Here is a 25104-nt window from a genome sequence, read left to right on the forward strand (position 1 = left end):
ATTCGTTGATCCCGGTCAATGTTTTCGCACCCGCACACGCCCATTAGCCACGTGGGATCGCGCGGCTCCGTCGTTGGCCGCGCCTAACGGGGAATGAACTATGGACGGTTTGGTAATGAAGGCCGGGGGGTGGCTGGTGCTGGCCCTGCTGGCGCTTGGCATGGCGGCTGTGGCTGTCGATACGCCCTTTGCGGTGCATATGTGTATCGTGGCGATCGCCTGCCTCGCGGCACTGTGGTTCACCATATCGCGCGCCAATTATGATGGCATCGCGCGCGGCATCCCCAAAACATCTGCCAATCCGAGCATGTACGACGATGACCCGGTGCGCTGGGGAGTTATTGCGACCCTCTTCTGGGGCGTGGCAGGGATGGCTGCTGGCCTGTACGTTGCATTGCAACTGGCGTTTCCGGCCCTGAATCTGGGGCTGGAATACACGACCTTCGGCCGCCTGCGCCCACTCCATACCTCCGCGGTTATCTTCGCATTCGGCGGTAACGCGCTGATCGCGACGAGTTTTTATGTCGTGCAGCGCACCTGCCGCGCCCGGCTCGCTTTCCCCGCGCTCGCCCGGTTCGTGTTTTGGGGCTACCAATTGTTCATCGTGCTCGCCGCCACCGGCTATCTGATGGGCGTGACCGAGGGCAAGGAATATGCCGAGCCCGAATGGTATGTCGACCTGTGGCTGACGATCGTCTGGGTGTCCTATCTCGCCGTGTTCGTCGGCACGATCGTCAAGCGGACCGAACCGCACATCTACGTCGCGAACTGGTTCTATCTCAGCTTCATCCTGACGGTGGCGATGCTGCATCTGGTGAACAACCTGTCGATGCCCGCGAGCCTGTTCGGATCGAAGAGCTACTCCGCCTTTGCTGGGGTGCAGGATGCGCTCACGCAATGGTGGTACGGGCATAACGCGGTCGGCTTCTTCCTGACCGCCGGTTTTCTCGCCATGATGTACTACTTCGTGCCGAAGCAGGCGGAACGGCCGGTTTACAGCTATCGCCTGTCGATCATCCACTTCTGGTCGCTGATCTTCCTCTACATCTGGGCGGGTCCGCACCATCTGCACTACACCGCGCTGCCCGACTGGGCGCAGACGCTGGGCATGGTCTTCTCGGTCATGCTGTGGATGCCGAGCTGGGGCGGCATGATCAACGGCCTGATGACCCTCAACGGCGCGTGGGACAAGATCCGCACCGACCCGATCATCCGCATGATGGTCATGGCGCTCGCCTTCTACGGCATGAGCACCTTCGAAGGACCGATGATGTCGATCAAGTGGGTCAATTCCATGTCGCATTACACCGACTGGACCATCGGCCACGTCCACAGCGGCGCGCTCGGGTGGAACGGCATGATTACCTTTGCGTGCGTCTATTACCTCGCGCCGCGCCTGTGGAGCCGTCCGCGCCTCTACAGCCTCCGCATGGTCAACTGGCACTTCTGGCTCGCGACCGTCGGGATCGTCTTCTACGCCGCGTCGATGTGGGTCGCGGGCATCATGCAGGGCCTGATGTGGCGCGAATATGGCTCGGACGGCTACCTTGTCTACAGCTTTGCCGAAAGCGTCGCGGCCATGCACCCGATGTACCTGATCCGCGCGACGGGCGGCCTGCTCTATCTCGCCGGGTTCATCATCATGATCGTCAATGTCTGGGCGACGCTCGCCAGGAAAGTCCGGGACGAACTGCCGATGACCGAAACCCCCTACAACGCCGCGGCGGACCGTCCGCTCGTTCCTGCTGAATAAAGGAGCCCGAACCATGGCCACTCAACCCGCTGAAAAGGGCTTCAGCCACAAGCGCCTGGAGCGCAATGTCAGCCTGCTCGGGCTGCTTGCCCTCGTGACGGTAACGATCGGCGGCATTGTCGAAATCGCGCCGCTCTTCTGGATCGACAACACGATCGAGAAAGTGGACGGGATGCGCCCCTACACCCCGCTCGAACTTGCCGGGCGCAACATCTACATCCGCGAAGGCTGCTACGTCTGCCACAGCCAGATGATCCGTCCGTTCCGGGATGAGGTCGAACGCTATGGCCATTACAGCCTGTCGGCAGAGAGCATGTACGATCACCCGTTCCAGTGGGGATCGAAGCGCACCGGGCCGGATCTCGCCCGCGTCGGCGGCCGCTATTCGGACGAATGGCACCGCGCGCACCTCGTCGATCCGCGCAGCGTGGTGCCCGAATCGATCATGCCGCCCTATGCCTTCCTCGCGCAGCATGATCTGCAACCGCGCGACATGCGCACCGACCTCACCGCCCTGTCGCGGGTCGGTGTGCCGTACAGCAAGGAAGAGATCGCCGCCGCCAATGATGACCTCAAGGCGCAGGCCGACCCCGCATCCGACGCGAGCGCGCTGCAGAAGCGCTATCCCAAGGCGCAGGCCCGCGATTACGACGGCGATCCGACCCGCATCACGGAGATGGATGCGCTGATCGCCTATCTTCAGATGCTGGGCACGCTGGTCGACGTCGACAAGGCGAACCCGCAGGAACAGGCGCACGCCGCCGCGACATCGGTGGAGAAGGCGCAATGACCTACGACACCGCCCGACACTTCGCCGACAGCCTGGGACTGGTCGTGATGGCGATCCTGTTCCTGGGGCTCGTGGCCTGGCCTTTCCGCAAGGGCGCACGCCGCCGCAACGAGGAAGCCGCTCACATGATCTTCAAGGAAGACGACCATGGTTGACCAGAAACGCATCGATGAAGCCACCGGCACGAGCACGGTCGGCCATGAATGGGACGGCATCGAGGAGCTGAACACGCCGCTGCCGCGCTGGTGGTTGTGGACATTCTACCTGACCATCGTCTGGGCGATCGGCTATGTCATCCTCTACCCCGCCTGGCCGATGATCCACAGCGCCACCAAAGGCGTGCTGGGGTGGAGCAGCCGGGGGCAACTGGAGCAGGAACTCGACGCGCAGACCGCGCGCCGCGCGCCCACGCTCAACGCCATCGCCGCGACGCCGATCGCTGATCTCCCGACCAAGCCACAGTTGATGCAGGCAGCGGTGCAGGGCGGCGGCGCGGCTTTCCGTGTCCACTGCGTCCAGTGCCATGGATCGGGAGGGGCAGGGGTGAAGAAGCTTTATCCGAATTTGACCGACGACGACTGGCTGTGGGGCGGCGATCTGGCGACGGTGCAGTACACAATCGCCAACGGTATCCGGAACCCGGATCACGCCGAAACACGGATGAGCCAGATGCCCGCTTTCGGCCATGACGGCATTCTCAATCCGGCACAGATCGCCGACGCGGTCAGCTTCGTGCGCACCCTCAGCAAACAGGAAAAGCCCAGCGCGTCCTCGGCGCGGGGCGGTGCGATCTTCGCCGCCAACTGTGCCGTTTGCCATGGTCCCAATGGCGACGGCGGGCGCACGGTGGGCGCGCCGAAGCTCAACGACGCCATCTGGCTTTATGGCGGCGACCGGGACAGCATCGCCGCGACGATCACCCAGCCCCGCAACGGCGTCATGCCGCGCTGGGGCAACCGGCTCGATCCGGTCACGATCAAGATGCTCGCTGCCTATGTGTATTCGCTCGGTGGCGGAGAAAAAGCGCCCGTTCTGGCTGCCACATCGGCCCCCGCGCCGACGGAAGCCCAACCCGAAGGACAGGGAAGCAATGGCAAGCCCTGACGATCTCACGCTTGCCTCTCCCTCGCTCTATGCCGCGCGGAAGGGCGTTTATCCCAAGCGGATAGACGGTCCCTTCCGCCGCTTCAAATGGCTGGTGATGCTGGTCACGCTGGCCATCTATTACGGAACGCCGTGGATCCGCTGGGATCGCGGCCCCTATGCGCCGGATCAGGCGGTGCTGGTCGATCTCGCGCACCGGCGTTTCTACATGTTCCAGATCGAAATCTGGCCGCATGAATTTTATTATGTCGCGGGCCTGCTCATCATGGCGGGCATCGGACTGTTTCTCGTCACCAGCGCGGTCGGTCGCGCATGGTGCGGCTATGCCTGCCCACAGACGGTGTGGACCGACCTGTTTCAGCATGTCGACCGGCTGATCGATGGCGAGCGCAACGCACAGATCCGGCTGGCGAATGCGCCGTGGACGCTGGGCAAGGTCGCCCGGCGCGCGCTCAAAGTCGCTATTTACCTGACCATCGCCTTCTGGACCGGCGGCGCGTGGATCATGTATTTTGCCGACGCCCCAACGCTGACCCATGATTTCTGGACGGGGCAGGCGGCCCCGGTCGCTTATGGCACCGTCGCAGTCCTCACCGCGACGACCTTCGTGCTCGGCGGCTTCATGCGGGAACAGGTCTGCATCTACATGTGCCCGTGGCCGCGCATCCAGACCGCGATGATGGACGAAAAGTCGCTGATGGTCACCTACAAGGACTGGCGCGGCGAACCGCGGGGCAGCACCAAGAAGGCGCTGGCGCAACCGGGCGCGTTCGGCGACTGCGTGGATTGCAACCAGTGTGTCGCTGTCTGCCCGACCGGCATCGACATCCGCGAAGGGCCGCAGATCGGCTGCATCACCTGCGCTTTGTGCATCGACGCCTGCGACCATGTGATGCAGCAGGTCGGTCGGCCGCGCGGCCTGATCGATTATTGCACGCTGGAGGATGTCGCCGCCGAAAAAGCCGGGGAGGCGCCGCGCCCCGTATGGAAAACGCTGCTCCATCCCCGCACGCTCATCTATTTCGGCGTGTGGAGCGCGATCGGTGCCGCGATGCTGTTCTCGCTGGGTCAGCGGACACGGCTCGACCTCGCCGTCCAGCATGAGCGCAGCCCGCTTTACGTCCAGCTTTCCGATGGCACGATCCGGAACAATTACACGCTCAAGGTGCGCAATATGGAAACCCGGCCCCGCCGGGTCGCGATCGGCGTCAGCGGCCTCGCCGGTGCGGAACTCTGGACCGAGACGGGGCGACGCGAAACCGCCACCCGGCGGGTCGAGCTGGCGCTTGCGCCCGACAGCGTGACCCGTGTCAGGCTGTTCGTCGCCGCACCGACCACGGGGCCGGAGCGTCAGGATTTCACCATCGCGGCCCGGGGTCTTGATGGCGACCCACGCGGGGACAGCGACATCATCCAGTTCGACCGTCCGGAGGAAGACGAATGACCCAGAAAACGACGCACCGGCCCTTCACCGGCTGGCACATGACCATCATTCTCGTCACCTTCTTCGCGATCGTGATGGCGGTCAATTTCACGATGGCGCGCATTGCCCTGTCGAGCTTTGGCGGCACGGTGGTCGATAACAGCTATGTGGCGAGCCAGCATTATAACGCATGGCTGGCGCAGGCCGACGCGCAGCAGCGGCTGGGCTGGGACAAGACGGTAACCCTCGATGACGCCCGTCACTTGGTGCTGACGGTCCGCAAGGACGGTGTGCCGCTCGACACTTTGCGCGCCACTGCGACTGTGTCCCATCCGCTGGGTCTTGCACCCGCGCGGGCCCTGCATTTCGCCACGGTCGAAACGGGCGGCCTTCGCTCCGTCGAGGCCCTGCCGCCGGGCCGTTGGCGCATTGATCTTGCGGTCAGCCATGGAGACAACTCCGCGCTGTATCAGGTGGACCTGCAATGAGCACCGATACCACAACCCCATTGATCGAGCGGGACTTTGCCGTTCCCGACATCCATTGCGCCGGGTGCATCTCCAAGCTTGAAAACGGCTTGGTGCGCGATCGTCGCATCACCGCCGCCCGCGTCAATTTCACGGAAAAGCGTGTTCATCTCTCGTGCTCGCCGGAAGCCGACATCCCGGACCTGATCGGCGCGTTTTCCAATCTGGGGTTCGAAGCCTTTCCGATCGGGGATGGGCTGGATGACGCCGATGCGGAAGCCGCCAACAGCCGCGAACTGCTCCGCGCCGTTGCCGTGTCGGGTTTCGCGATGATGAACATCATGCTGCTGTCGGTGTCGGTGTGGTCCGGCGCGATGGGCGCGACGCGCGACCTGTTTCACTGGCTCTCCGCGCTGATCGCCCTGCCGACCATCGCCTATGCCGGGCGCCCGTTCTTCCGGTCGGCGTGGCGCGCGCTCCGCCACCGCCAGACGAATATGGACGTGCCGATCAGCATCGGCGTCGTCCTCGTCAGCGCGATAAGCCTGTACGAGACAGCGACGCACGGCTCGCACGCCTATTTCGACGGCGCGGTCATGCTGCTGTTCTTCCTGCTGTGCGGGCGGTGGCTGGACAGCGTCATGCGCGATCGTGCGCGCGGCGGCGTCACCGCCTTGCTCCGTAATATGGGTACGGGGGCGATGGTACTGAACGAGACGGGCGTGAGCCGTTGGGTCGATGCCACCGCGCTCGACCGGGACATGGTCATGCTGGTCGCGGCGGGCGAGCGGCTCGCCGCCGACGGGATCGTCATCGGTGGGGCAAGCCGGATCGACCTGTCGCTGCTGACCGGGGAAAGCGCGCCGCAGGATGTGCATGCCGACGATCGCGTACACGCCGGGACGCTCAACCTCGACGGCCCGATCCGCGTGCGGGTGACCGCGGCGGGCGCGGATACCGCCATCGCCGACATCGCGCGCCTGATGGGCGAAGCGGCGCAGGGCAAGTCCCGCTATGTCCGCATCGCCGACCGCGCCGCGCGGCTGTATGCGCCCGCCGTGCACTGCCTCGCGCTGACGGCGTTCATCGGCTGGATCATCGCCGGGGCGGGGTGGCATCACAGCCTGCTGATCGCTGCATCGGTGCTGATTATAACCTGCCCCTGCGCGCTCGGGCTCGCGGTTCCAGCGGCGCAGATCGTCGCGGCAGGCGAACTCATGCGCACGGGCGTGCTGATCAAGGACGGGTCCGCACTGGAGCGCATGGCCGAAATCGACCGTGCCCTCGTCGACAAGACCGGCACGCTGACGCTGGGCCGCCCCGAAGCGATCGATCTGGACGCGATCGGCGCTGCGGTGCAGCCTGTGATCCTTGCCCTCGCGCAGGCCAGCCGCCATCCGTTGAGCGAGGCGCTCACCCGGGGCCTGCAGGCGCGCAATGTCCGTCCCGCTCCGGTCGAAGACGTGCGGGAAACCCCCGGCTTCGGCGTCGAGGCGCGCTGGAACGGCAAGGCCGTCACCCTTGGCCGTCCGCAGGAAAAGCTCGCGGGCGATGCACTCGCCACGCAGGTGACAATGGATGGCCACCCGCTCGCGACCATCCGTTTCGCCGATCAGCTCCGCCCGGACGCGCTGGGTGCCATCGCCGCACTGGAAGCGGCGGGGATCGGCGCGATGATCCTCTCGGGCGACCGCTCCGAAGCCGTCGCTCCGGTCGCGCGCGCACTCGGCCTGACCGCGCAAACCGGCATGAGCCCGCAGGACAAGCTCGCCGCCATCGCCCGCCAGACCCAGCAGGGCCACAAGGTCCTGATGATCGGGGATGGCCTGAACGATGGCCCTGCGCTCGCCGCCGGGTTCGCTTCCATGGCGCCCGGTTCGGCGAGCGACGTCGGCAAGAACGCGGCGGACTGCATTTTCCTGGGCGACCGGCTCATGCCGGTGGTGCAGACCATCCGGATGGCGCGGCGGACGCAGGCGATCGTGCGGCAGAACTTTGCGCTCGCCATCGGTTACAACGTCATTGCTGTTCCGCTCGCGTTTCTGGGGCTCGTGACGCCACTCGTCGCCGCCATCGCCATGTCCGGCTCCTCGCTCATCGTCGTGGGCAATGCGCTGCGTCTGAAAAGGGCTATCCGATGAACGGTCTCGTCTTCCTCATTCCCATTGCCCTCGGTCTGGGTCTTCTTGGCCTCGCGGCGTTCTTCTGGGCGCTGCGACAGGGACAGTTCGACGATCTCGACGGCGCGGCGCTGCGCATCCTGGTCGAGGACGAAGAGGAGCCGGCGTCATGATCGCCCGGAGCATCGCTTCTGTTCTGGCGGCGTTCGCGCTGGCCACGGCACCGTTGGCCGTTCATGCGCGCCTGCTCCTGGTCTCCAGCTGCACCGGCGCGGCGCATCTGCTCGTGATCCCGGTCGACCCCGCCGTCCCGCAAAAGGGGGATCGCGACGACTGCGCCAAGGCATGCCACGCCGTCCTTGATCGGCGCGACAAGGCGACGGAGAAAAAGGGATGCTGCGCATGACGTCCGGAGCGTTGATCTCCATCAATGCGCATGCCGGATCGACGCGATAGACCGGCATCATGTGGAGCTATTACCCCGAACTGCTTGCCCGTCCGGTGCCCCGCTATACCAGCTACCCCACGGCCGTCGAATTCACCGAGGCAATCGGCCCCGCGGAATATGCCCGCGCGCTGGATGAGGTGGAGTCGGCTACCCCGATCTCACTCTATATCCATATCCCCTTTTGCGAGCAGATCTGCTGGTATTGCGGCTGCAACACCGGAGCGGCCAACCGCAAGCAGCGCCTGTCGGACTATCTGGCCGCGCTGGGATCGGAACTTGCCCTCGTCGCGAAGCGGCTGGGCGGACGGGGCCGCATTCAGCGGATTGCCTTTGGTGGGGGCAGCCCCAACGCGATCGCGCCGATCGATTTCGTGCGCCTGCTCGACCGCACGATGACCGTGTTCGACGTGAGCCGCCCGGATATCTCGATCGAGATCGATCCGCGCGGCTTTTCTCCGGAATGGGCGCTGGTACTGGCCGCGTCCAATGTGACGCGCGTCAGCCTCGGCGTGCAGACCTTCGCGCCCCATATTCAGCAGGCAATCGGTCGGGTCCAGCCGCTTGCCGACATCGAAAGGGCGGTAGCGGGTTTGCGCCTGCGCGGCGTGGACGCGATCAACTTCGACCTCATGTTCGGCCTTCCGGGCCAGAGCTTCGACGATCTCGACGCGACGCTGGACGAGACGATCCGGCTTGCTCCCAGTCGTATCGCGCTGTTCGGCTATGCGCATCTGCCGGAAATGCTGCCCCGGCAACGGCGGATTGATGCCAGCAACTTGCCTGACATGCGCTTGCGGTTCGAGCAGGCGTGGCGGGGCTATGAGCGCCTGACCGAGGCGGGCTACATTCCCGTCGGGTTCGATCATTTTGCACGCCCCGGTGACCCGCTGGCGGACGCCGCCGCGCAGGGTCGGGTCAACCGCAATTTTCAGGGCTTCACCGAAGACGACGCGCCGATCTTGCTGGGTTTCGGCGCAAGCGCGATCAGCAAGTTTCCCGGTCTTATCGTCCAGAACGAGAAGCGCGCCGGGCTGTACCGCGATCTGGTGCGCGAAAACCGGCTGGCGGCAGCGCGTGGCGTGGAACTGGACGAGGAAGACCGCGAATGCGCGGTCATCATCCGCGATCTGCTGTGCCGGGGGCGGGCGACATTGGGCCCGCGATGGTTGAAACCGGCACGGCGCGAAATGGCGCCCTTTGTCGAGCGTGCTCTTGTCACCTGGGACGGCGACGATCTCGTCCTGTTGGACGACGCGCGCCCCTATTCCCGCCTGATTGCCGAGCGGTTCGACCGGCGCCGGGGGAGCATCTCGCCCGTCGAACGGGCACCCGCTCTTACAGCCTGACGGCTTCTCATCGGTTGCGACCGAAGGCCCGTCATCTCCTTGTCATCGGCGCGGGCGATATTCTATCCCGGAAAGCGCCCGGGCGGCGGATGGAGGACAAGCGGCGATGACCCTGACAATGCGATCTCTGGCCGGTGCCTTGCTCCTCCTCACAGCTACGCAGGGCCATCCCGCCATGGCTCAGGGAAACGGCGTTGCCGATCTCAGTCAGCCCGGCGGCGCGCGCAGGAATGGCGGCGACCGGAGCAACACCACACGCGCGATGATGGCACGCGGCGATGTGCACAACGTCATCCTGATGATCGGCGACGGTATGGGCGATTCGGAAATCACCATCGCGCGCAACTATGCGGAAGGCGCGGGCGGTTCGTTCAAGGGTATCGATGCCCTGCCGGTAACGGGGCAATACACGCACTATTCACTGAACAAGGCCACTGGGAAACCAGATTATGTAACCGATTCCGCTGCTTCCGGTACGGCCTGGGCAACAGGTGTGAAGACCTATGACGGGGCAATCGGGGTCGACATACGGGAGATGCCGCACCCGTCGCTGCTCGCGCTGGCAATCCGGGCTGGGCTGGGTACCGGCAACATCACCACCGCCGAAGTCGAAGATGCCACACCGGCGGTCCAGCTTGCTCATGTCACCATGCGCCACTGCTATGGCCCGGAAGAGACCAGCAAGGCCTGTCCCACCAACGCTTTGGAACAGGGCGGGGCCGGGTCGATCGCCGAGCAGTTGCTCGACACCCGCGCGGACATCGTGATGGGCGGCGGTGCTTCCACCTTTGATCAAGTTGCCAGGGCAGGGCGTTGGAAAGGCAAGACTCTTGCCGTCCAAGCGAGGGAGCGCGGATATCGCGTCGTCACGACACAGGCGGAGCTGGACAGCGTGACGGTGGCGGAGCGGAAGCAGCCGCTGCTCGGTCTTTTCACGCCCGGAAATATGCCGGTGCACTGGAAAGGCCCGCTCGCCGTGTATCATGGCAACATCGATCTTCCCCCTGTGATATGTCAGCCCAATGAGGCGCGGACCGCCGCCATGCCGACACTCGCCGCCATGACGCGCAAGGCGATCGCGTTGCTGAAAGGCAAGCCGAAGGGCTTCTTCCTTCAGGTCGAGGGCGCCTCGATCGACAAGGAGGACCACAGGGCCAATCCGTGCGGCCAGATTGGTGAGACGGTCGCTTTCGACGAAGCCGTGCAGGCCGCGCTGGAGTTCGCGCGTAAGGACGGGCACACGCTCGTGATCGTCACCGCCGACCATGCGCAAAGCAGCCAGATCATCGAGCCGGACAGCAAGGTGCCTGGTCTCGCGCTCAGCCTGATGACCAAGGATGGCGCGCTAATGGGCGTCAGCTATGCGACGGCGGAAAAGGGATCGCAGGGGCACACCGGCACGCAGGTGCGCGTGGCGGCGTTCGGCCCCGGCGCGTTCCGCTTTCTGGGCCTGACCGACCAGACCGACATGTTCTATTCCATCAAGCAAGCCCTGAGACTGCCTTGATCCTGCGTTTCTCTGAGGATCAGTGCCAGCTGTTTCCGGGCTATCGCGCGGTGGCGGCGCGTGGCTCGCCCGGCTGCAGCGCGTGTTCTAGCCCGGCCACGAACTGATCGGTGCACCGCTCCCAGTCGAAGCTTCGCCCATAGGGCGCGGCCGCTCGCTTGCGCAGACCGAGCGCACGGCCGATGGCCTGCGCCAGATCGTCGTCTAAGGCGCCGACGGCCTCGTTCAGCCGATCCTCCGGCCCATGCCCGGCCGCCCCGATGACGTCGAGCGGACCCGGCACAGGAAAACCGGCTACCGGGATGCCGCAGGCGAGCGCCTCGATCATCACAAGGCCAAATGTGTCCGTCAGGCTGGGGAAGACAAAGACATCCGCCGCGCGGTACGCGCTTGCCAGCGCCTCCCCGCTGAGCGAACCGAGAAACAGCGCGGCCGGATAGCGTTTCTGCAGGCCTGCCCGGGCCGGTCCGTCGCCGACGACGATTTTCGTCCCCGGCATATCCAGCTCCAGAAATGCGTCCAGATTCTTTTCCGATGCCACCCGACCCACTGAGAGCATCAGCGGGCGCGGCAGGTCCGCCAGCGCAGGATGATGCGCGCCGTCCGGGTGAAACAGGCTCGCGTCGATGCCCCGCGACCAGAGGTGCGCGCCTGCGATCCCCCGATAGCCCAGTTCATCCTTCAGCCGTTGGGTCGACACGAACACCGTCGCGGAGGGGCGATGAAAGCGGCGCATCACGGGCCAGAAATATTCGGCGGAAATTCCGGTCCGGACCGCCGCATAGTCGGGAAAGCGGGTATGGAATGCCGTGGTAAACGGCACGCCACGATCGATACACCAGCGCCGCGCGCTCCACCCGATCGGTCCCTCGGTCACGATGTGAACAACCTCGGGCGCAAGCGCGTCCAGCCGCCGTCGGCACCCGGCACGCGGCGCCACGGCAAGACGGATCTGGCTGTACCCCGGCATCGGCATCGTCAGGAACTGGTCGGGTGTGATAAGGCCGATGGCATGGCCCCGCGCTTTTAGCATTTCAACCGTCCGCAACAGCGTACGCACCACGCCGTTGACTTGCGGTGTCCACGCGTCGGTGGCGATTGCGATCCTCACGCCGTCGCTGTCTCCGCACGCTCGGCGCGGACATGCGCCGCCCAGTCGACAATCGACATCGCGCCGTCGGCCGCCTCGACCAGCGCGGTGCAGCTTTCCACCCAGTCGCCATCATTATAATAGATGACATCGCCGATCCGGCGGATTTCGGCGCTGTGAATATGGCCGCACACCACGCCATCGAGCTGCTGCAAGACGGCCTGATGTGCGACGGCTTCCTCGAACTTGCAGACATATTGCACGGCATTCTTGACGCGCTTTTTCAAATAGGCCGACAGCGACCAATAGGGCATGCCGAGCTGCTTGCGCACGCGGTTGAAGATGCCGTTGGCCTTCAGCAGCAGTTCGTAGGCCTTGTCCCCCAGGAACGCGAGCCAGCGGGCATAGAGCACCACGCCGTCGAACATGTCGCCATGAGTCACGAGCAGCCGTCGCCCATCGGCGGTGACGTGGATCGCGTCATTCACCAGATCGATACCGCCAAAATGCATGCCCGCATAATCGCGGAACATCTCGTCATGATTACCCGCAATGTAGATGACCCGCGTGCCGCGATGCGCCATTTTCAGAATGCGCCGAACGACTTCATTGTGGCTGTCCGGCCAGTACCAGCCCTTGCGCAGCCGCCAGCCGTCGACGATGTCCCCGACCAGGTAGAGGGTCTCGCACTCGATTGACCGCAGGAAGTCGAGCAGCATCACCGCGTTGCAGCCGGCCGTGCCGAGATGGAGGTCCGAAACCCAGACCGTGCGGTATTTATGCTTGGGCCGGTAGCTTTTCGGCTCCGGCACGTTGAGCCAGCCGGGAAGGCCGGATTTCGCCAATTCGGCCAGCGAGCCAGCTCGCATCCCGTCGCTTAGTGGCGCATGTTTGCCCATGATGCTCTCCCTCGCATGAGGAAGCGCCTAGCCGTTTATGGTGACGCTCGCGTTGCGTGCGTGGGACAGATTTGTTGCAGCGCTGGCGGACGGACAGATGGCCGGTCGCGGCGATTTTGGGAAGGGAAGGGCGTATCCCTGCTGACCGCCGTTGCCCGGTAGCGGAGGTCCCAGGAAGCTGTTACAGCGCGCCGCCAGAGGCAACCGGGGCAAGCAAATGATCATTTCGTCGACCGCGACATTCAGGGATAATCTTCAACAGCTGCCACCGATCGACGACGTGCAGCGTATCGATCTTTTCGATCCAAGCGGGGCGGTGGTCGCCAGTATCGAAAATCAGCCGGGCAAGCAGGGTTCGCTAGCCGTCTACCAGTATTTGAAGCTGTGCTTCGGCATTCTGGACGCGCGAGCGGCCGAGCATGGCTTGCTTGTATTCGCGGAGCATACGGCCGACGCACGCAGCCGTCCGGGCGCGCATCCCAATATCGATCGCCTTCTGGCGATTGCCGCGGGGGGAGCAACCCTGTCCATCGAGGTCCATACCGTCCCCGGCTGATCGACCCGTTTCGCGTCCCGTGCGGGGTTGCTCCGTCCTCCTCCTCCTCCTCCTCCTCCTCCCGCGTCCGCCCTTTTCCGAACCGTTGACGTTGCCGCAACGGATAGGCTCAACAAGCTCATGACCCAAGGCCCACAGACAGAACAACGATCAGGCCTTCTCGTGCGCGATGCCGGGGGCTTCGCCCTCCGCTGCGACAGCGGCGCCATCATCCGGCTCCTCTTGCACCGGGTACCGGTCGATCTTGTCGAAAAGCGCGTCAAGGTGACCGGTGTTTGGATCAGTGACGATCTTATAGAGGTTGAAGGCGTCATGTCGGACTAGCAAGGGTCGGGTACGGAAATGCGGCGCTCCCTCACTTTCCTTGTCGCGATAGCGCCTATATTTTCTCCGCGTCCTGCAGCGCAGGTGGTCTCTCCACGTCGGTTTCCTGTGAACGCGCAGCCAACGTCTTACTGGAAAGGCGAAGGTAGCGTGACTGGTAGTCGGGAACGGGCCGCTCGCCGTCCGCACTGCGTTGCAGAGCAACGCCCATTGCGAGCGCCAGTTCGTCCAGGTCTACCACAGCGTCGATGTGCCAGCCCTTGGCTTGCGTTCGGGCGGAGCGCGCCGCATCCTTGCCGCTTGTCGCCGTGATCAGGTGATAGTCGTGGCGTTCCCGCACATGGTCCGGCGCGTTCTGGCCGAGCTCGACGAGGAAAAGGCGCTCCTGTCGTGCAGCGTCAAGGGCGGGGCGAGGGTGCACCGCAAAGCTCGTCCAGCCATCGATATGGGCAGCGTGCATGATATCTGCAAAGCGGGCGTTGCACAGCGCGACGAGCGCGCTTTCCGTTTCCGCGACAAGGGCGTGCACTTCATGGCTTTCGAACAGGCTGCCGTCTCGCATCCCGCCGATCTCAACCAGATATAGTTTCATGAGCACCCCCACTGAAGGCATGGAGCGGAGGCCTACTCCGTTCACCGCATTGCAATGAACCGAAAGCGGTCCGGGATGTTCCAGCAGCATCATGTTCGCTGGAAATGAAAAGTCGTCATCATCCAATGCTTCATCGCTTTCGCCCGGCGTTCGTCCGGCAGGACAGCGCGTCGCGATCGTCGGGTGCGGCGCATCGGGCGTCTATGCTTTGCATGCGATACTCCGTGTTCCGCACGTCAGCGAAGTCGTCATATTTGAAAGCGATGACCTGCCCGGTCCGGGGCTGCCCTATCATCCCCGCTATAACGATCGGCAGGCGCTGGCAAACATCGCGGGGTTCGAGATACCGCCGCTTGTTGAAAGCCTGAATGCTTGGGCGATGCGGCAACCCGTGTCGCGTTTGCGGGACTGGGGCATAGAGGACAGCGCGGCCGACGACCGAGCGTTCTTCCCACGGATTGTGCTGGGCGCCTGGTTCGCCGACCAATTCGCACTGATCCGATCCGATCCAGGATCCGGCAAGTTCGTTATTACGCACCCTTCAACCGAAGTAACGGACATCATCGCACTGCCCGGCGGATGCCATGTCAGCTATCGCTGTGCTGACGGATCGCTGGCGGACGAGCCATTTGACCGGGTCATCGTGGCAACGGGCTATGGCAGCAACGGCAGCCAGCATCCAAAGATGGATCATGACCCTGAATTGCTGACCGGCAAAGCTGCCGCGAGCGCGGTGCAGGCAAGGAGCATCGCGATATTGGGCACATCGCTGAGCGGGATCGACGCAGCGGTCAGCGTAGCGATGGCCCGGGGCCATTTCCAAGAGGAGAACGGCCGGCTTCGGTATAGTACCGACGATAGTTGGCGCATGGTGATGATGTCGCGACGGGGGATCCTGCCGGAGGCGGATTTCTGGTTTCCCTATCCGCCGCCCCAGCCACACATCTTTACGCACGAAGCCGTTGATTCGCATGTGGATGGCAGAGACGGCGATCTGGATCGCCTGTTCGAACTGTTTGTCGCCGAACTCACTTTGCGTGATCCTGATCATGCGCGCCGAATAGATCTTTCCAGCGCAAATGCCGACAATTTTGCGGACCGCTACTTTGCTCCGCGAGCGTCGGGCGACCCGATTGCCTATGCAAGAGCCAATCTTGCCGAAGCTATCGGCACGCATGCCTCGCAGCAGACAAGCGCATGGCGCCATACGATCCTTCAGGCGCATGAGATATTCGGTGCTGTCCTACCGCGCTTTTCCGAAGCAGACTTCGGGCGCTTCCAGCGTGGCCTTAAACAGGTCTTCACGGACAATTACGCAGCCGTTCCCCATCTGTCGATCGAACGTGTTCTGGCGCTCGCCGATGCGGGCGTGCTGCAGTTCGAGCGGTTGGGACCGCGTTACCGGATCGATCCGACACAAGACGGCCAGTGGTGCATTTCCGCCGCGCCGTTCAGACAGACATTCGATGCGCTGATCGATGCCCGCGGCCAGCAAACGGCGGCCATCGACACGCTGCCCTTTCCAACGCTCCGCCTGCAATTGTGCGCCGCTGCCAATGCCGAGGGTGAGCATTGGGGCAACGGCCTCAGCCCGGACAGCGACTTTACCATGGCACCCCGGGATCCGACATGGGGCAGGGTGCACCTGTGCGCGCTTCCCTATTTGCTTACGGACAGGCCCTTTGTGCAGGGGCTGATCGAATGCGCGCAGATGGCAAACGCGGTGGCTCGGGCGATCTCCGCCGATGTGCCTGCCGACCAGGACGACATCGATCTTAAGGGTATGCTGCAGCATCTCGAGAATGGGCCAACCATTGTTCTGGGTAACGGCGCGGTCGTATCGTTGTAAGGAGGATCGTGCGGTCGCACCCATTCTCCAGCGTAACGTGCGCCGTCGACGGCTCGACGCAATCGGCCATGCCGTAACAGTGGCTGCATATTCGAGGGTTATTGTGTCGCGGCAAGAATGACCGAGACCGTCTCGTCGGGCTGGTCCCATGCGGGGAAATGTCCGCTGCGCGCGAACCAATGCAACTGTGCGGACGGGAAAGCGGCTTTGGCGCGCGCCGCCTGACGCGGCAGGCAAAGGCGATCCTGCCTGCCCCATCCGATCACGATGCGACCGGTCGATTGCGCGGCTGGCCCGGTCTGCTCAGGCCCTCCGCCAAGATCGTCAACCAGCGCATCGAATGTCGGTGTGGTGCTGAGGCTCGTCAATTCGGTCGCCACGACCTGTGCGTCCAGCGCCCATGGCCGGACCGAGAGTTGGGCCAGCAACGCGGAACGCGCCGCCGCATTTCGGCTGAGCTTGGGTAGCAGAGGCCTGATCGCGCGCAGTAACCGCCCCGACAGTCCGATGGTGACCTTGAAAAAGGTTCGTTCCCAGCCACGCCAGAAGCCGCCCGGATCGAGTGCCACAACATTGCCGACACCGCCGCGCCGCGCCAATTCAAGAACGATGCGCGCGCCCATCGAACTGCCGACGATGTCGACACCCCTCAGCCCGTTGTCCGTAATGTAGCGTTCGACGCTCCCGACCAGACCGATAAAGGTTCCGCTATCCGCTTCAGCCGGCGTGGCCCCGTGTCCGGGGAGATCGACGGCAATGACGGTGCGATGCGTGCTCAGCGCATCGAGAATGGTGCTCCACGATTGCCAACTGCCGCCCAAGCCGTGAATGAGCAAGAGCTTCGGGCCTGTGCCGCGCTGAACGTGATGCATCTTGCGTCCTTCTGATTGTTATAAGCACTAACGAACAAGACCAGCTAATGGGACCATCGCCTACATCCACTCCAGAAAGGCGGGAAGCCTGCCGCCGCCGCATCCCTGCGGTTCATCTGACTGGATGTGTACTGAGTACGTCTGCCTAAACGGATCGACCCGTCGAACTAGCGTCGACCACGCCCTGCCATAAAGCGAGTGGGAATGCGCCGTCGCAACGACATCGAAACACAAGGATCGCGATATCGGGCTGTCTATGCTGCACCCGCAGTTATGTGACAGCCTGAATGTCGCAGCACTGCGCCGTTCCGCGAGTTAGCCGCGCGCCGACAAGATTTCCCATTTAGATAGGACTTTAATGGGAAAATTTCGAACAAATTTATCGATCGTCGGCTGTAGAAGACGCAAACACTCCCAGAAGCTCGTTATTTCTCAACCGCCCGCGCTACAAAATGGGAAAGTGGATAGGAATGACACCCGCTCTGCGACTTGAGGGTGCGGCTGATCTTTGGCATAAGGCGCCAGCGTCTTAAGCTACGGAACCGATGACCATTTTGCGTGAGGACTGGGAGGGCTGCATGTCAACGCCAGTCCGATCATTGGAATCCATCGCCGAAACCCCATATTTGTCTGAACGTTTCTCCCCGGAACAGGAGCGGCAACATGGCCAATGGCTGGGCACCCGATGGCGCGGTGCAGGATCAGATTGAAGACAGCATCAAGGATGCGGTCGCCGCGGCGCGCGCAGGCATGCCGGTCGGAGAGGCGCTGGAAGAGTGCGAGAATTGCGGTGAACCCATCCCGGAGCGCCGCCGCGCCGCGCTACCGGGTGTGCATACCTGTGTTGCCTGCCAGTCCGAGCGTGACAAACTGCCCAAGACGAGCGGCATCAACCGGCGCGGCAGCAAGGACAGCCAGCTGCGCTAAGGGTAGGATTTATGGCTACAACACAGACCGACGCGCTCATTATTGTCTGCCCCAATTGCGCAGCCTCCAACCGCGTGCCGCGCGACAAGCTTGGTGCGGGCGGCAAATGTGGCAAATGCCATAATCCGTTGTTCGGCGGCGGCGTTGCTACGCTCACCAACGCCAATTTCGATGCGCATGCCGGGCGTTCGGACATCCCGCTGCTGGTCGACTTTTGGGCAAGCTGGTGCGGCCCCTGCCGCCAGATGGCGCCCACCTTTGCCGCTGCCGCGCGCCAGCTTGAACCTTACCTGCGCCTGGGCAAGCTCGATACCGAGGCCGAGCAGGCGATCGCCGCGCGCTATGGTATCCGGTCGATCCCGACGATGATCCTGTTCCGCCATGGCCGCGAGATCGCGCGCCAGTCCGGCGCAATGCCGGAGAGCGCGATTGTAAACTGGGCACGCAATGCGGCCAGCGGCGCTTGAGCGAGGATAATCGCTACCCGGTGACGCCGGATGGCCGCTACTTCGTCGTGCGCGGGAGGCTATGGCGCAAAAGCAACCCGGCGCTTGCACCCGATCTCTGCGAGCAGCTGGTGAAAGAGTTGATGCACGCCCGACGCGCGGTAGGCGCGGCGCGGCGCGTCAAAGACGCCCAAAAGGAAGACGAAGCCCATGCCGCCGTCGATTGCGCTAAGCGAGCACTTGGCGAACGCGGCCCGGTGTGGTGGGACGATGGCGCGCCGGACTATAATCGCCACATGGCCCGCAACACCCCCTATGCCAAGTGGTTTGCGAAGTTCGAGGAATAACCTCAAGTGCCGGAACCTGGTCCGCCGCCCGTCGTTATTGCTGAGAACAAACAACGAACGATCGGAGCCAGTCATGACCGAACAATTGCATAATCCCAAGCTTGACGAGCATCCCGGTTCGAACACGGAAAAAGATCCCGACAACTGGGTTTCGGGAGACGATCCGATGACCGGCGCGCAGGCATCCTATCTCTCCACTCTGTGCGAGGAAGCGAGTGTCGAACTGCCCGAGGGCGACCTTACCAAGGCCGATGCCTCTCGCCATATCGATGAACTCAAGGCCAGGCTCGGACGGGAATGACGCTGCCGCGCTGACGCCACCCTTCGGACATCACCACGAACCGGTATTCCCGATTACCGGATCGTGGGCGGGAATGGGCAGGTTCGCAATCCGCTTGCGGGTGGACTCACTCGGCGCTTCCTGGCAGATATCCCAATCCTGTCCCGCAGAATACGCGCCGACCACCAGAAAATCCCGCGCCGCTGTGATCCGGCAATGGCCGGTCCCAGCAGGCAGGATCAATGCGTCGCCCGGAACCACATCGACCACTGACCCATCCGGACCGCCAAGCATCAGCGTTGCCGAAGTCTCGATGCAATGTCCATAATGGGCTCCAGAAATGGATAGTTCAGTCGGCTAGGCGCAACGGCACTCACCTATTTGGGATTTTGTGCAGCTTGCTGCTGGATGCTGCGCAAATCGGCATTGCGCTGGGCCAGATAGTGCAGGATCTGATCCATCTGCTCATCGCTCAATCTCTTTGAAAAATTCGGCATGCCCACTGATGCATAAGCGCCCTTCAGGATCGTATGAAAATTTTGCACCGTGCTGGCGTCCATTTTGCGTAGATCGGGCACGATACCGCCGCTGACGGCTTCCAGTCCGTGGCACGCAGAGCAGTTGATAGCGAACTGCAGATATCCGGCCTTGACCTTTTCCGGATCGATGCTCGCAAGCAATGGTGTAACCGCCTTATTGCTCATCACCTTCTTCGGTGGAAGCTTCGCGGTGCCACCAAGTTTATAGACCAGTATGCGAGCGTCCGGCTGAGAACCAGATAGGTTGGAAAGTACTCCCGAAAAGAGCGGGAAAGCTCCTCCCCAACCGGCGGCCACCGCGACATATTGTTCGCCCTTGACGCGGTAACTGATCGGACCGGCCATTACGCCCGTGTTGGCTTCCGTCTGCCAAAGCTTCTTGCCATCCGTGGCACGATAGGCAACGAAGCGTCCATCGGCCGTCCCCTGAAAGACAAGGTCACCCCCAGTAGCCAGGGTGCCCCCATTGCTGATGGTAATGTAATCCTGTGTCCACACGGCTTTCTGCTTGATCGGATCCCATGCGATCAGCTTACCTGTCCAGCTTTCACGAAGCTTCTTCTCGTCCGCGGCCAAAGCCAAATTCGGAATATCGGTCGCCTTCGGCGCCGAATCGCCTGGTTTTGGTGGGACGCCGGCCGCACCGATATACCCGAATTTATAGGCCCCAAACACGCCAGCTTTTGGATAGTCCTCTTCATTGACCTGCTGGAAATACCAGGCCGTAATAATCGCTGGAATATAAACCAGACCCGTTTTGGGACTATAAGACATGGGCTGCCAACTATGCCCACCGTAAATGCTTGGCGTTACCAGTTTGAGCTTGCCATCCTCGTACCGTGCAGCTTCGTCGTCAACGATAGGCCGACCATTTTTATCGAGCCCTTTGGACCAATTGACCGGCACAAAATTATTACCGGAGATGAATTGGCCGGTCACTCGGTCAAGCGTGAAAAAATAGCCATTCTTCGGGGCCTGCATAATGACCTTGCGGTCTTTGCCGTCGATCTTCATGTCGGCGAGGATCATATTCTGCGTTGCGGTGAAATCCCACTCGTCGCCCGGCGTCGTCTGAAAGTGCCACACATATTTGCCGGTTTTGGCGTTGACTGCGACGATCGAAGACAGAAACAGATTGTCGCCCTTGCCCTCTGATCTCAGCTTGCGGCTGTGGATCGAGCCGTTCCCGACGCCGATATACAAAAGCCCGAGATCCGGGTCATAAGCGAGGCTGTCCCAAACCGTACCTCCACCGCCGAATTTCGGATAGCGATCACCAAACCATGTCGGCTTGGCCAATTGCATTGCCTTGTCATCTGGGGCGGGCGCATCGGCCCCGGGCACAGAATAAAAACGCCAACTGAGCTTGCCCGTGTCTTCGTCAAATGCGGAAGTGTAGCCGCGCACACCAAATTCGGAACCACCGTTGCCGATGACGACATTACCCGCTGCCAGACGGGGAGCGCCGGTGATGGCGTAGCTACGACCGTGATCTATGATCGTGTCGGTCGACCAGATTTCCCGCCCGGTCTTAGCGTCAAGCGCAATAAGCCTGCCGTCCAGTGTGCCTACAAAAACCTTGCCATTGGAAACGGCGACACCGCGATTGACGACATCGCAACAGGTCCGGTTTGCGTTCCCGCGATCAACGCCCGGATCATATTTCCACAGTTCCTTGCCGCTGGTTGCGTCAAGTGCATAGACTTTGCTCCATGGCCCGGTCACATACATGACCCCGTCGATAACAATCGGCGTGGCTTCCATGCCGCGATCGTCTTCTATCTTGTACGCCCACGCGAGACCCAGCTGATCGACATTGTCTTCGTTAATCTCGTTGAGCGGACTAAAGCGTTGCTCGCTCAGTGTTCGTCCTGTGTGGGCCCAGTCATCAGCTTCAGGGCCTACGCTGGGATACTTACTATTCATCCCACAGGCAGAGAACAGCAGCAAAATCGAGCCTGCCCCGGCAAGAGAAAATGCGACTTTTGATCGAAACACTTATTATTCCTCTCCAGAAGAACAAATCGTAGCGCTGCGCCCATTGATATACGCGCTAGCCCGGACAGCGAGCATATTGCGCCATTTCGCGTTGGTAAGGCAAAGGCTTGAAGTAACCCACCTCTGCACAATATAGGTTTACCCTATGCCCTTTGTGCAATGGCCCTTTTGACCGGAAATCCGGCACAGAAGCCGCAATCAAAGAACCGAATAAAGCGCCCTACGTGAATGCGTAGCCTGCTGTGCGTTCCTGGGATTGGACACAAAAATCTTAAAGGCAATGGCAGCATGTATCTGCGGGATTTTGTGCTCATCGGTCTGGAAGAGGTCGGAGGTAGAACGACAACTCGTCGTGAACATGATCGAGATGCGACGTGCGCAATTTCGGCGCAGGACAAATAGGCCGCGTTTTTAGAGATGCAAAACGCAGCCGGTAAAAACCGACTGCGTTTGCTTGGGAGAATGATTTTGATGTGGTTATCAGCTGGCGGCAGTGCAGTGCCGCCAGCTGATTCTCAAAATTTGAAGCTCGCCTCAACTCCGTAACGGCGCAATGGGCTGGGAGCGACAAAGTCGCCACCAAATTCAGGTGCTACCACGGCTTCCTCGATAGAGCGCTGGTTGAAAAGGTTAGTGGCATACGCACTGAGCGACCAGTGATCTGTTTCAATCCCTGCACGGACATTGACGGTTGTGTAGGTGGCGCGCGTCGAGTTTTTGTAGTTGGCCGGGAGTGCAAAGATCGTGGGAACGGTGTTGTCCTGAACGGTGTGAAATGGCGTTGGTCCCACCATCCGCGCATCAGCCCGGAAGTTGAACGTCAGTGCGTCGTTCAACGGCATGCTTACCTGAGTACCAAAATTCAGCGTGAAATCAGGTGTAGCGGGAGACTTGTTGCCGACCGTATAAGGCCGTGAACTGTTCTTTTTGATCTTGCTATCCGTGTAGTTCGCCGTTCCAAATACCGACAGACCTTTCATCAGGCGAACATTGAGGCTGCTCTCAAGGCCCCAAATGCGGACCTTGTCGATGTTCGAAATGACGCGAAGCTGACCGAAATCACCCACGAAGAATTCGAAGAACTGCATATTCTTCACGTTCGTGTAATAACCGACCAGTTCATAGTCGATCATGTTCATGGCGCGCCCCTTGATGCCGAGTTCGAACGCGCTGGTCGTTTCTTTCTTGTAATCGTCATTCACCGTTACGCCAGCACTGATTCCGGTCGGCGGAGCCGGATTGAAGAATCCGTCAACAATTGCCTTACTCCCGCCGCTGTTGAAACCGCCAGCCTTGAACCCGATCCCCCAATCGCCGAAGATAGTCGCGGTCGGCGACAGCTTGTAAGAAGCCGTTAGCTTCGGTTCCCACTGCTTGAAGGTCTTACTCCGCGGAGCAAGCACTCCGCTGGGATTATAAGCCGGATCGAGACCAGGGTTGAGGAAGTAATTGGCAGGAGTAGCGGGCGTGCCGACTGGAAAGCCGGTCCTGGGATTGCCTTGGTACAAGGTTCGTGCCGCCACCGGAACATTGTTAGATGTCTTGCGCGCCTCGATGTCGTAACGAAGGGCAGCGCCCAATTTCAGCTGGCTGTTGACTTCATATTCGAGTGAACCAAAGGCCGCATAGACATTTGTGCGATAATTATCGTCCTGCAGCGACTCCGTGTGATGCACAGGGTCGGTAACATAGCAGCTGCGTACGCCACCTGTTCCAGGATCGATTTGCAGCGAAATGCAGGTGCGGCGATCAATGAAAATATAGCTACCGCCGAGCTGCCAACTCAATGCGCCGGCATCTCCAACCAGACGCAGTTCGGAGACAACATCGTTCTGCGTCCGCTTCTGATACTGGATGCCGTCGCAAGTGCTGGGCGAATAAGGTTGAGCGAAACCGAACGCGCCATAATATGTGTTGAACGGTTCCTGATTGATCACGCCCGGAGGAGCAGTTGCGGCACGACTGCTCTGGCAAGTCGGTTCGTTGGCAAAAAAGCCAAATGCGCCGCTGGTACCACCAGCATAAAAATCATTCTGGATATGGCTGTAACCAATGGTCGCAATTAGTTTAGCAAAATCAAGGTCTTGGCTTAAGCGAAAGGAAGCATCCCACGTCTTCTGCCAACTGTGCGCTGCCGTGTTATTGGTGAAGATAAATTTGTGGTCACTCGCCTTGATATTAAAGACCTGATCATTGAACGCGGTTGCAAGCGTAGGGAGCTGGAAAACCGCGTTAAACGTAATTGCGCCGCCCTTGTTGTAGCCCGCATGCGCTTTAATATCGATCTCCGTCGCATCCGACGGTCTCAGCACCAAGCGGCCGTAAACATTGCCCATCTTGTAATTGTCGATCGAAGCGCGCTGATTGACGTCCTTGTAGGTAGGATAAACTGACCGAGCCAGCGCCGTACCGAGAAATTCATTGCGAAAATACCCGTCGGACTGATCATAGTCGCCAGATAACACAAAGCCTACATTCTCAGTAATCGGTCCGGCGATCAGCAAGGAGCCGCCGTAAGTATTGTCGGTAGCCGCATGGGCCTTGCCTTCAATTTCCAGCTTGTCCGTTGGCTTCCGTGTGGTGATGACGATGGCGCCAGCCGAAGCATTGCGTCCATAGATAGCGCCCTGCGGCCCCTTCAGTATTTCGACTTGCGATAGCGCCCCCTGCGGCTGATTCAGCGCAGAAGCGTTGGTTTTCAAAACACCGTCAATCACGAGCGCCACGTTGTTTTCGGCGTCACGCGCACCATTCAGGCCGCGTATTTGAATAGATGTATCTCCGGGTTCCGTTGTTCCGGTGGCGATTGAGACGCCCGAAGTCAGCTTCACGAAGTCAACAGCTACCTTCGCGCCGGTCTGCTCTAGGGTTCTCGCTGTCAGCACGGCGACCGTCGCAGGCGTATCGCGCAAGTTTTCGTTTTCTCGACGGGCAGTCACCAGAATTTCGCCCCCGTCATCGCTAGAAACGGAAGTGCTATCGGCATTTTGCGGGGCAGTGGGCGCGCTTGTCTGGGCATTGGCTTCAAACGACAATAGAGCAAGGCACGAAGTCGCAGTCATAAGAAGCATATTTTTGTGAATATTCATAGATTCCTCCCCAATTAATTGGATTATTAAATACAATAAATGAAACTAAATCAATTATACGCGTATTTATTATGTTTTACGTTGTTATCTGAAAAATACTAAGTCATTTTATTATTGCAAGGCGCGTACAATCCGTAACCCTAGATTTATACTTGGATTACTAGCGGATAGCGGCTGGGGTAAAGAGGGGCGTACAAGCACCCTTCAGAGCGTATAGGTCTTACCTATATTCGAACACTGATGTCGGATGCGTTAGATTAGGATTGCATCAGCAACCTCGCTTCAAGATGGTGCCATCCGATTATTTCGCCAGTGAAAATCATAAATGGGCGTTTGAC

Annotated in this window: 25 protein-coding genes; 18 read left to right on the forward strand and 7 right to left on the reverse strand. The window is 61.2% G+C overall.

Annotation, left to right across the window (positions count from 1 at the left end):
* The first annotated feature begins 100 nt into the window (after window positions 1–100).
* The 11 genes from ccoN (at window position 101) to phoA (ending at window position 10958) form a co-directional block, all read left to right on the forward strand.
* Window positions 101–1753 (forward strand): cytochrome-c oxidase, cbb3-type subunit I, encoded by a 1653-nt coding sequence (gene ccoN / locus FHS92_RS12980; protein ID WP_184081150.1) that lies wholly within the window; start codon window positions 101–103, stop codon window positions 1751–1753.
* Between the two features lie 13 nt (window positions 1754–1766).
* A complete protein-coding gene (gene ccoO / locus FHS92_RS12985; RefSeq protein ID WP_184081151.1) occupies window positions 1767–2543 on the forward strand; it encodes a cytochrome-c oxidase, cbb3-type subunit II in 777 nt (258 codons plus the stop codon).
* Entirely contained in the window at window positions 2540–2698 is a 159-nt protein-coding gene (locus FHS92_RS12990; protein WP_184081152.1) for a cbb3-type cytochrome oxidase subunit 3, read from the forward strand. Before ccoO ends, FHS92_RS12990 begins: the two co-directional genes overlap by 4 nt.
* Window positions 2691–3647 carry a cytochrome-c oxidase, cbb3-type subunit III gene (ccoP, locus tag FHS92_RS12995; protein ID WP_184081153.1) on the forward strand — a complete coding sequence of 319 codons (957 nt, stop codon included), beginning with the start codon at window positions 2691–2693 and terminating at the stop codon, window positions 3645–3647. The genes FHS92_RS12990 and ccoP overlap by 8 nt, the downstream gene beginning before the upstream one ends.
* Entirely contained in the window at window positions 3634–5091 is a 1458-nt protein-coding gene (gene ccoG / locus FHS92_RS13000; protein ID WP_184081154.1) for a cytochrome c oxidase accessory protein CcoG, read from the forward strand. Before ccoP ends, ccoG begins: the two co-directional genes overlap by 14 nt.
* Entirely contained in the window at window positions 5088–5558 is a 471-nt protein-coding gene (locus FHS92_RS13005) for a FixH family protein (protein ID WP_184081155.1), read from the forward strand. The genes ccoG and FHS92_RS13005 overlap by 4 nt, the downstream gene beginning before the upstream one ends.
* Window positions 5555–7678 (forward strand): heavy metal translocating P-type ATPase, encoded by a 2124-nt coding sequence (locus FHS92_RS13010; RefSeq protein WP_184081156.1) that lies wholly within the window; start codon window positions 5555–5557, stop codon window positions 7676–7678. Before FHS92_RS13005 ends, FHS92_RS13010 begins: the two co-directional genes overlap by 4 nt.
* Complete coding sequence (gene ccoS / locus FHS92_RS13015; RefSeq protein ID WP_184081157.1) at window positions 7675–7830, forward strand: cbb3-type cytochrome oxidase assembly protein CcoS; 156 nt, start codon at window positions 7675–7677, stop codon at window positions 7828–7830. Before FHS92_RS13010 ends, ccoS begins: the two co-directional genes overlap by 4 nt.
* Window positions 7827–8063 carry a hypothetical protein gene (locus FHS92_RS13020; RefSeq protein WP_184081158.1) on the forward strand — a complete coding sequence of 79 codons (237 nt, stop codon included), beginning with the start codon at window positions 7827–7829 and terminating at the stop codon, window positions 8061–8063. Before ccoS ends, FHS92_RS13020 begins: the two co-directional genes overlap by 4 nt.
* 59 nt (window positions 8064–8122) lie before the next feature.
* Window positions 8123–9451, forward strand: coding sequence for a radical SAM protein (locus FHS92_RS13025; protein ID WP_184081159.1), 1329 nt, complete (start codon window positions 8123–8125; stop codon window positions 9449–9451).
* A gap of 106 nt (window positions 9452–9557) precedes the next feature.
* The gene (gene phoA / locus FHS92_RS13030; protein WP_184081160.1) at window positions 9558–10958 is read left to right on the forward strand and encodes an alkaline phosphatase; all 1401 of its coding nucleotides are present in this window, start codon (window positions 9558–9560) and stop codon (window positions 10956–10958) included.
* Between the two features lie 40 nt (window positions 10959–10998).
* Here the strand turns inward: phoA and FHS92_RS13035 are convergent, their stop codons facing one another.
* Together FHS92_RS13035 and FHS92_RS13040 are read right to left on the reverse strand one after the other, a co-directional pair.
* The gene (locus FHS92_RS13035; protein ID WP_184081161.1) at window positions 10999–12069 is read right to left on the reverse strand and encodes a glycosyltransferase; all 1071 of its coding nucleotides are present in this window, start codon (window positions 12067–12069) and stop codon (window positions 10999–11001) included.
* Complete coding sequence (locus FHS92_RS13040) at window positions 12066–12917, reverse strand: UDP-2,3-diacylglucosamine diphosphatase (protein WP_184081278.1); 852 nt, start codon at window positions 12915–12917, stop codon at window positions 12066–12068. The genes FHS92_RS13035 and FHS92_RS13040 overlap by 4 nt, the downstream gene beginning before the upstream one ends.
* Window positions 12918–13167: 250 nt before the next feature.
* Here FHS92_RS13040 and FHS92_RS13045 point away from each other — a divergent pair, with 250 nt between their 5' ends.
* Both FHS92_RS13045 and FHS92_RS13050 read left to right on the forward strand, forming a co-directional pair.
* Window positions 13168–13503 carry a DUF2322 family protein gene (locus tag FHS92_RS13045; protein ID WP_343056738.1) on the forward strand — a complete coding sequence of 112 codons (336 nt, stop codon included), beginning with the start codon at window positions 13168–13170 and terminating at the stop codon, window positions 13501–13503.
* Between the two features lie 120 nt (window positions 13504–13623).
* Entirely contained in the window at window positions 13624–13827 is a 204-nt protein-coding gene (locus tag FHS92_RS13050) for a DUF5818 domain-containing protein (protein WP_184081163.1), read from the forward strand.
* 55 nt (window positions 13828–13882) lie between these two features.
* Here the strand turns inward: FHS92_RS13050 and FHS92_RS13055 are convergent, their stop codons facing one another.
* Window positions 13883–14419, reverse strand: coding sequence for a hypothetical protein (locus tag FHS92_RS13055; RefSeq protein ID WP_184081164.1), 537 nt, complete (start codon window positions 14417–14419; stop codon window positions 13883–13885).
* A gap of 91 nt (window positions 14420–14510) precedes the next feature.
* On the opposite strand from FHS92_RS13055, the gene FHS92_RS13060 reads away from it, so the two are divergent.
* Window positions 14511–16268, forward strand: a complete 1758-nt coding sequence (locus FHS92_RS13060; RefSeq protein ID WP_184081165.1) for an FAD/NAD(P)-binding protein — start codon at window positions 14511–14513, stop codon at window positions 16266–16268.
* Window positions 16269–16366: 98 nt separating this feature from the next.
* On the opposite strand, the gene FHS92_RS13065 is transcribed toward FHS92_RS13060, so the two are convergent.
* Window positions 16367–17140, reverse strand: coding sequence for an alpha/beta fold hydrolase (locus tag FHS92_RS13065; RefSeq protein ID WP_184081166.1), 774 nt, complete (start codon window positions 17138–17140; stop codon window positions 16367–16369).
* Between the two features lie 663 nt (window positions 17141–17803).
* Here FHS92_RS13065 and FHS92_RS13070 point away from each other — a divergent pair.
* From FHS92_RS13070 to FHS92_RS13085, 4 genes are all read left to right on the forward strand, one after another.
* Window positions 17804–18067, forward strand: a complete 264-nt coding sequence (locus tag FHS92_RS13070) for a DksA/TraR family C4-type zinc finger protein (protein WP_184081167.1) — start codon at window positions 17804–17806, stop codon at window positions 18065–18067.
* Window positions 18068–18078: 11 nt separating this feature from the next.
* Window positions 18079–18534: a thioredoxin TrxC gene (gene trxC, locus FHS92_RS13075; protein WP_184081168.1), complete on the forward strand. Its 456-nt coding sequence runs from the start codon at window positions 18079–18081 to the stop codon at window positions 18532–18534.
* Window positions 18531–18860 (forward strand): hypothetical protein, encoded by a 330-nt coding sequence (locus FHS92_RS13080; protein ID WP_184081169.1) that lies wholly within the window; start codon window positions 18531–18533, stop codon window positions 18858–18860. The genes trxC and FHS92_RS13080 overlap by 4 nt, the downstream gene beginning before the upstream one ends.
* A gap of 73 nt (window positions 18861–18933) precedes the next feature.
* Window positions 18934–19161, forward strand: coding sequence for a DUF3072 domain-containing protein (locus FHS92_RS13085; protein ID WP_184081170.1), 228 nt, complete (start codon window positions 18934–18936; stop codon window positions 19159–19161).
* Between the two features lie 30 nt (window positions 19162–19191).
* Here FHS92_RS13085 and FHS92_RS13090 read toward each other — a convergent pair whose 3' ends face one another.
* From FHS92_RS13090 to FHS92_RS13100, 3 genes are all read right to left on the reverse strand, one after another.
* Window positions 19192–19434, reverse strand: a complete 243-nt coding sequence (locus tag FHS92_RS13090; protein WP_184081171.1) for a cupin domain-containing protein — start codon at window positions 19432–19434, stop codon at window positions 19192–19194.
* Between the two features lie 83 nt (window positions 19435–19517).
* Entirely contained in the window at window positions 19518–21677 is a 2160-nt protein-coding gene (locus FHS92_RS13095; protein ID WP_221231044.1) for a PQQ-dependent dehydrogenase, methanol/ethanol family, read from the reverse strand.
* 515 nt (window positions 21678–22192) lie between these two features.
* Window positions 22193–24766, reverse strand: coding sequence for a TonB-dependent receptor (locus FHS92_RS13100; protein ID WP_184081172.1), 2574 nt, complete (start codon window positions 24764–24766; stop codon window positions 22193–22195).
* Between the last annotated feature and the right edge of the window lie 338 nt (window positions 24767–25104).

The organism is Sphingobium subterraneum (genome assembly GCF_014199435.1).
In the GTDB taxonomy this organism is placed as follows: Bacteria; Pseudomonadota; Alphaproteobacteria; order Sphingomonadales; family Sphingomonadaceae; genus Sphingobium; species Sphingobium subterraneum.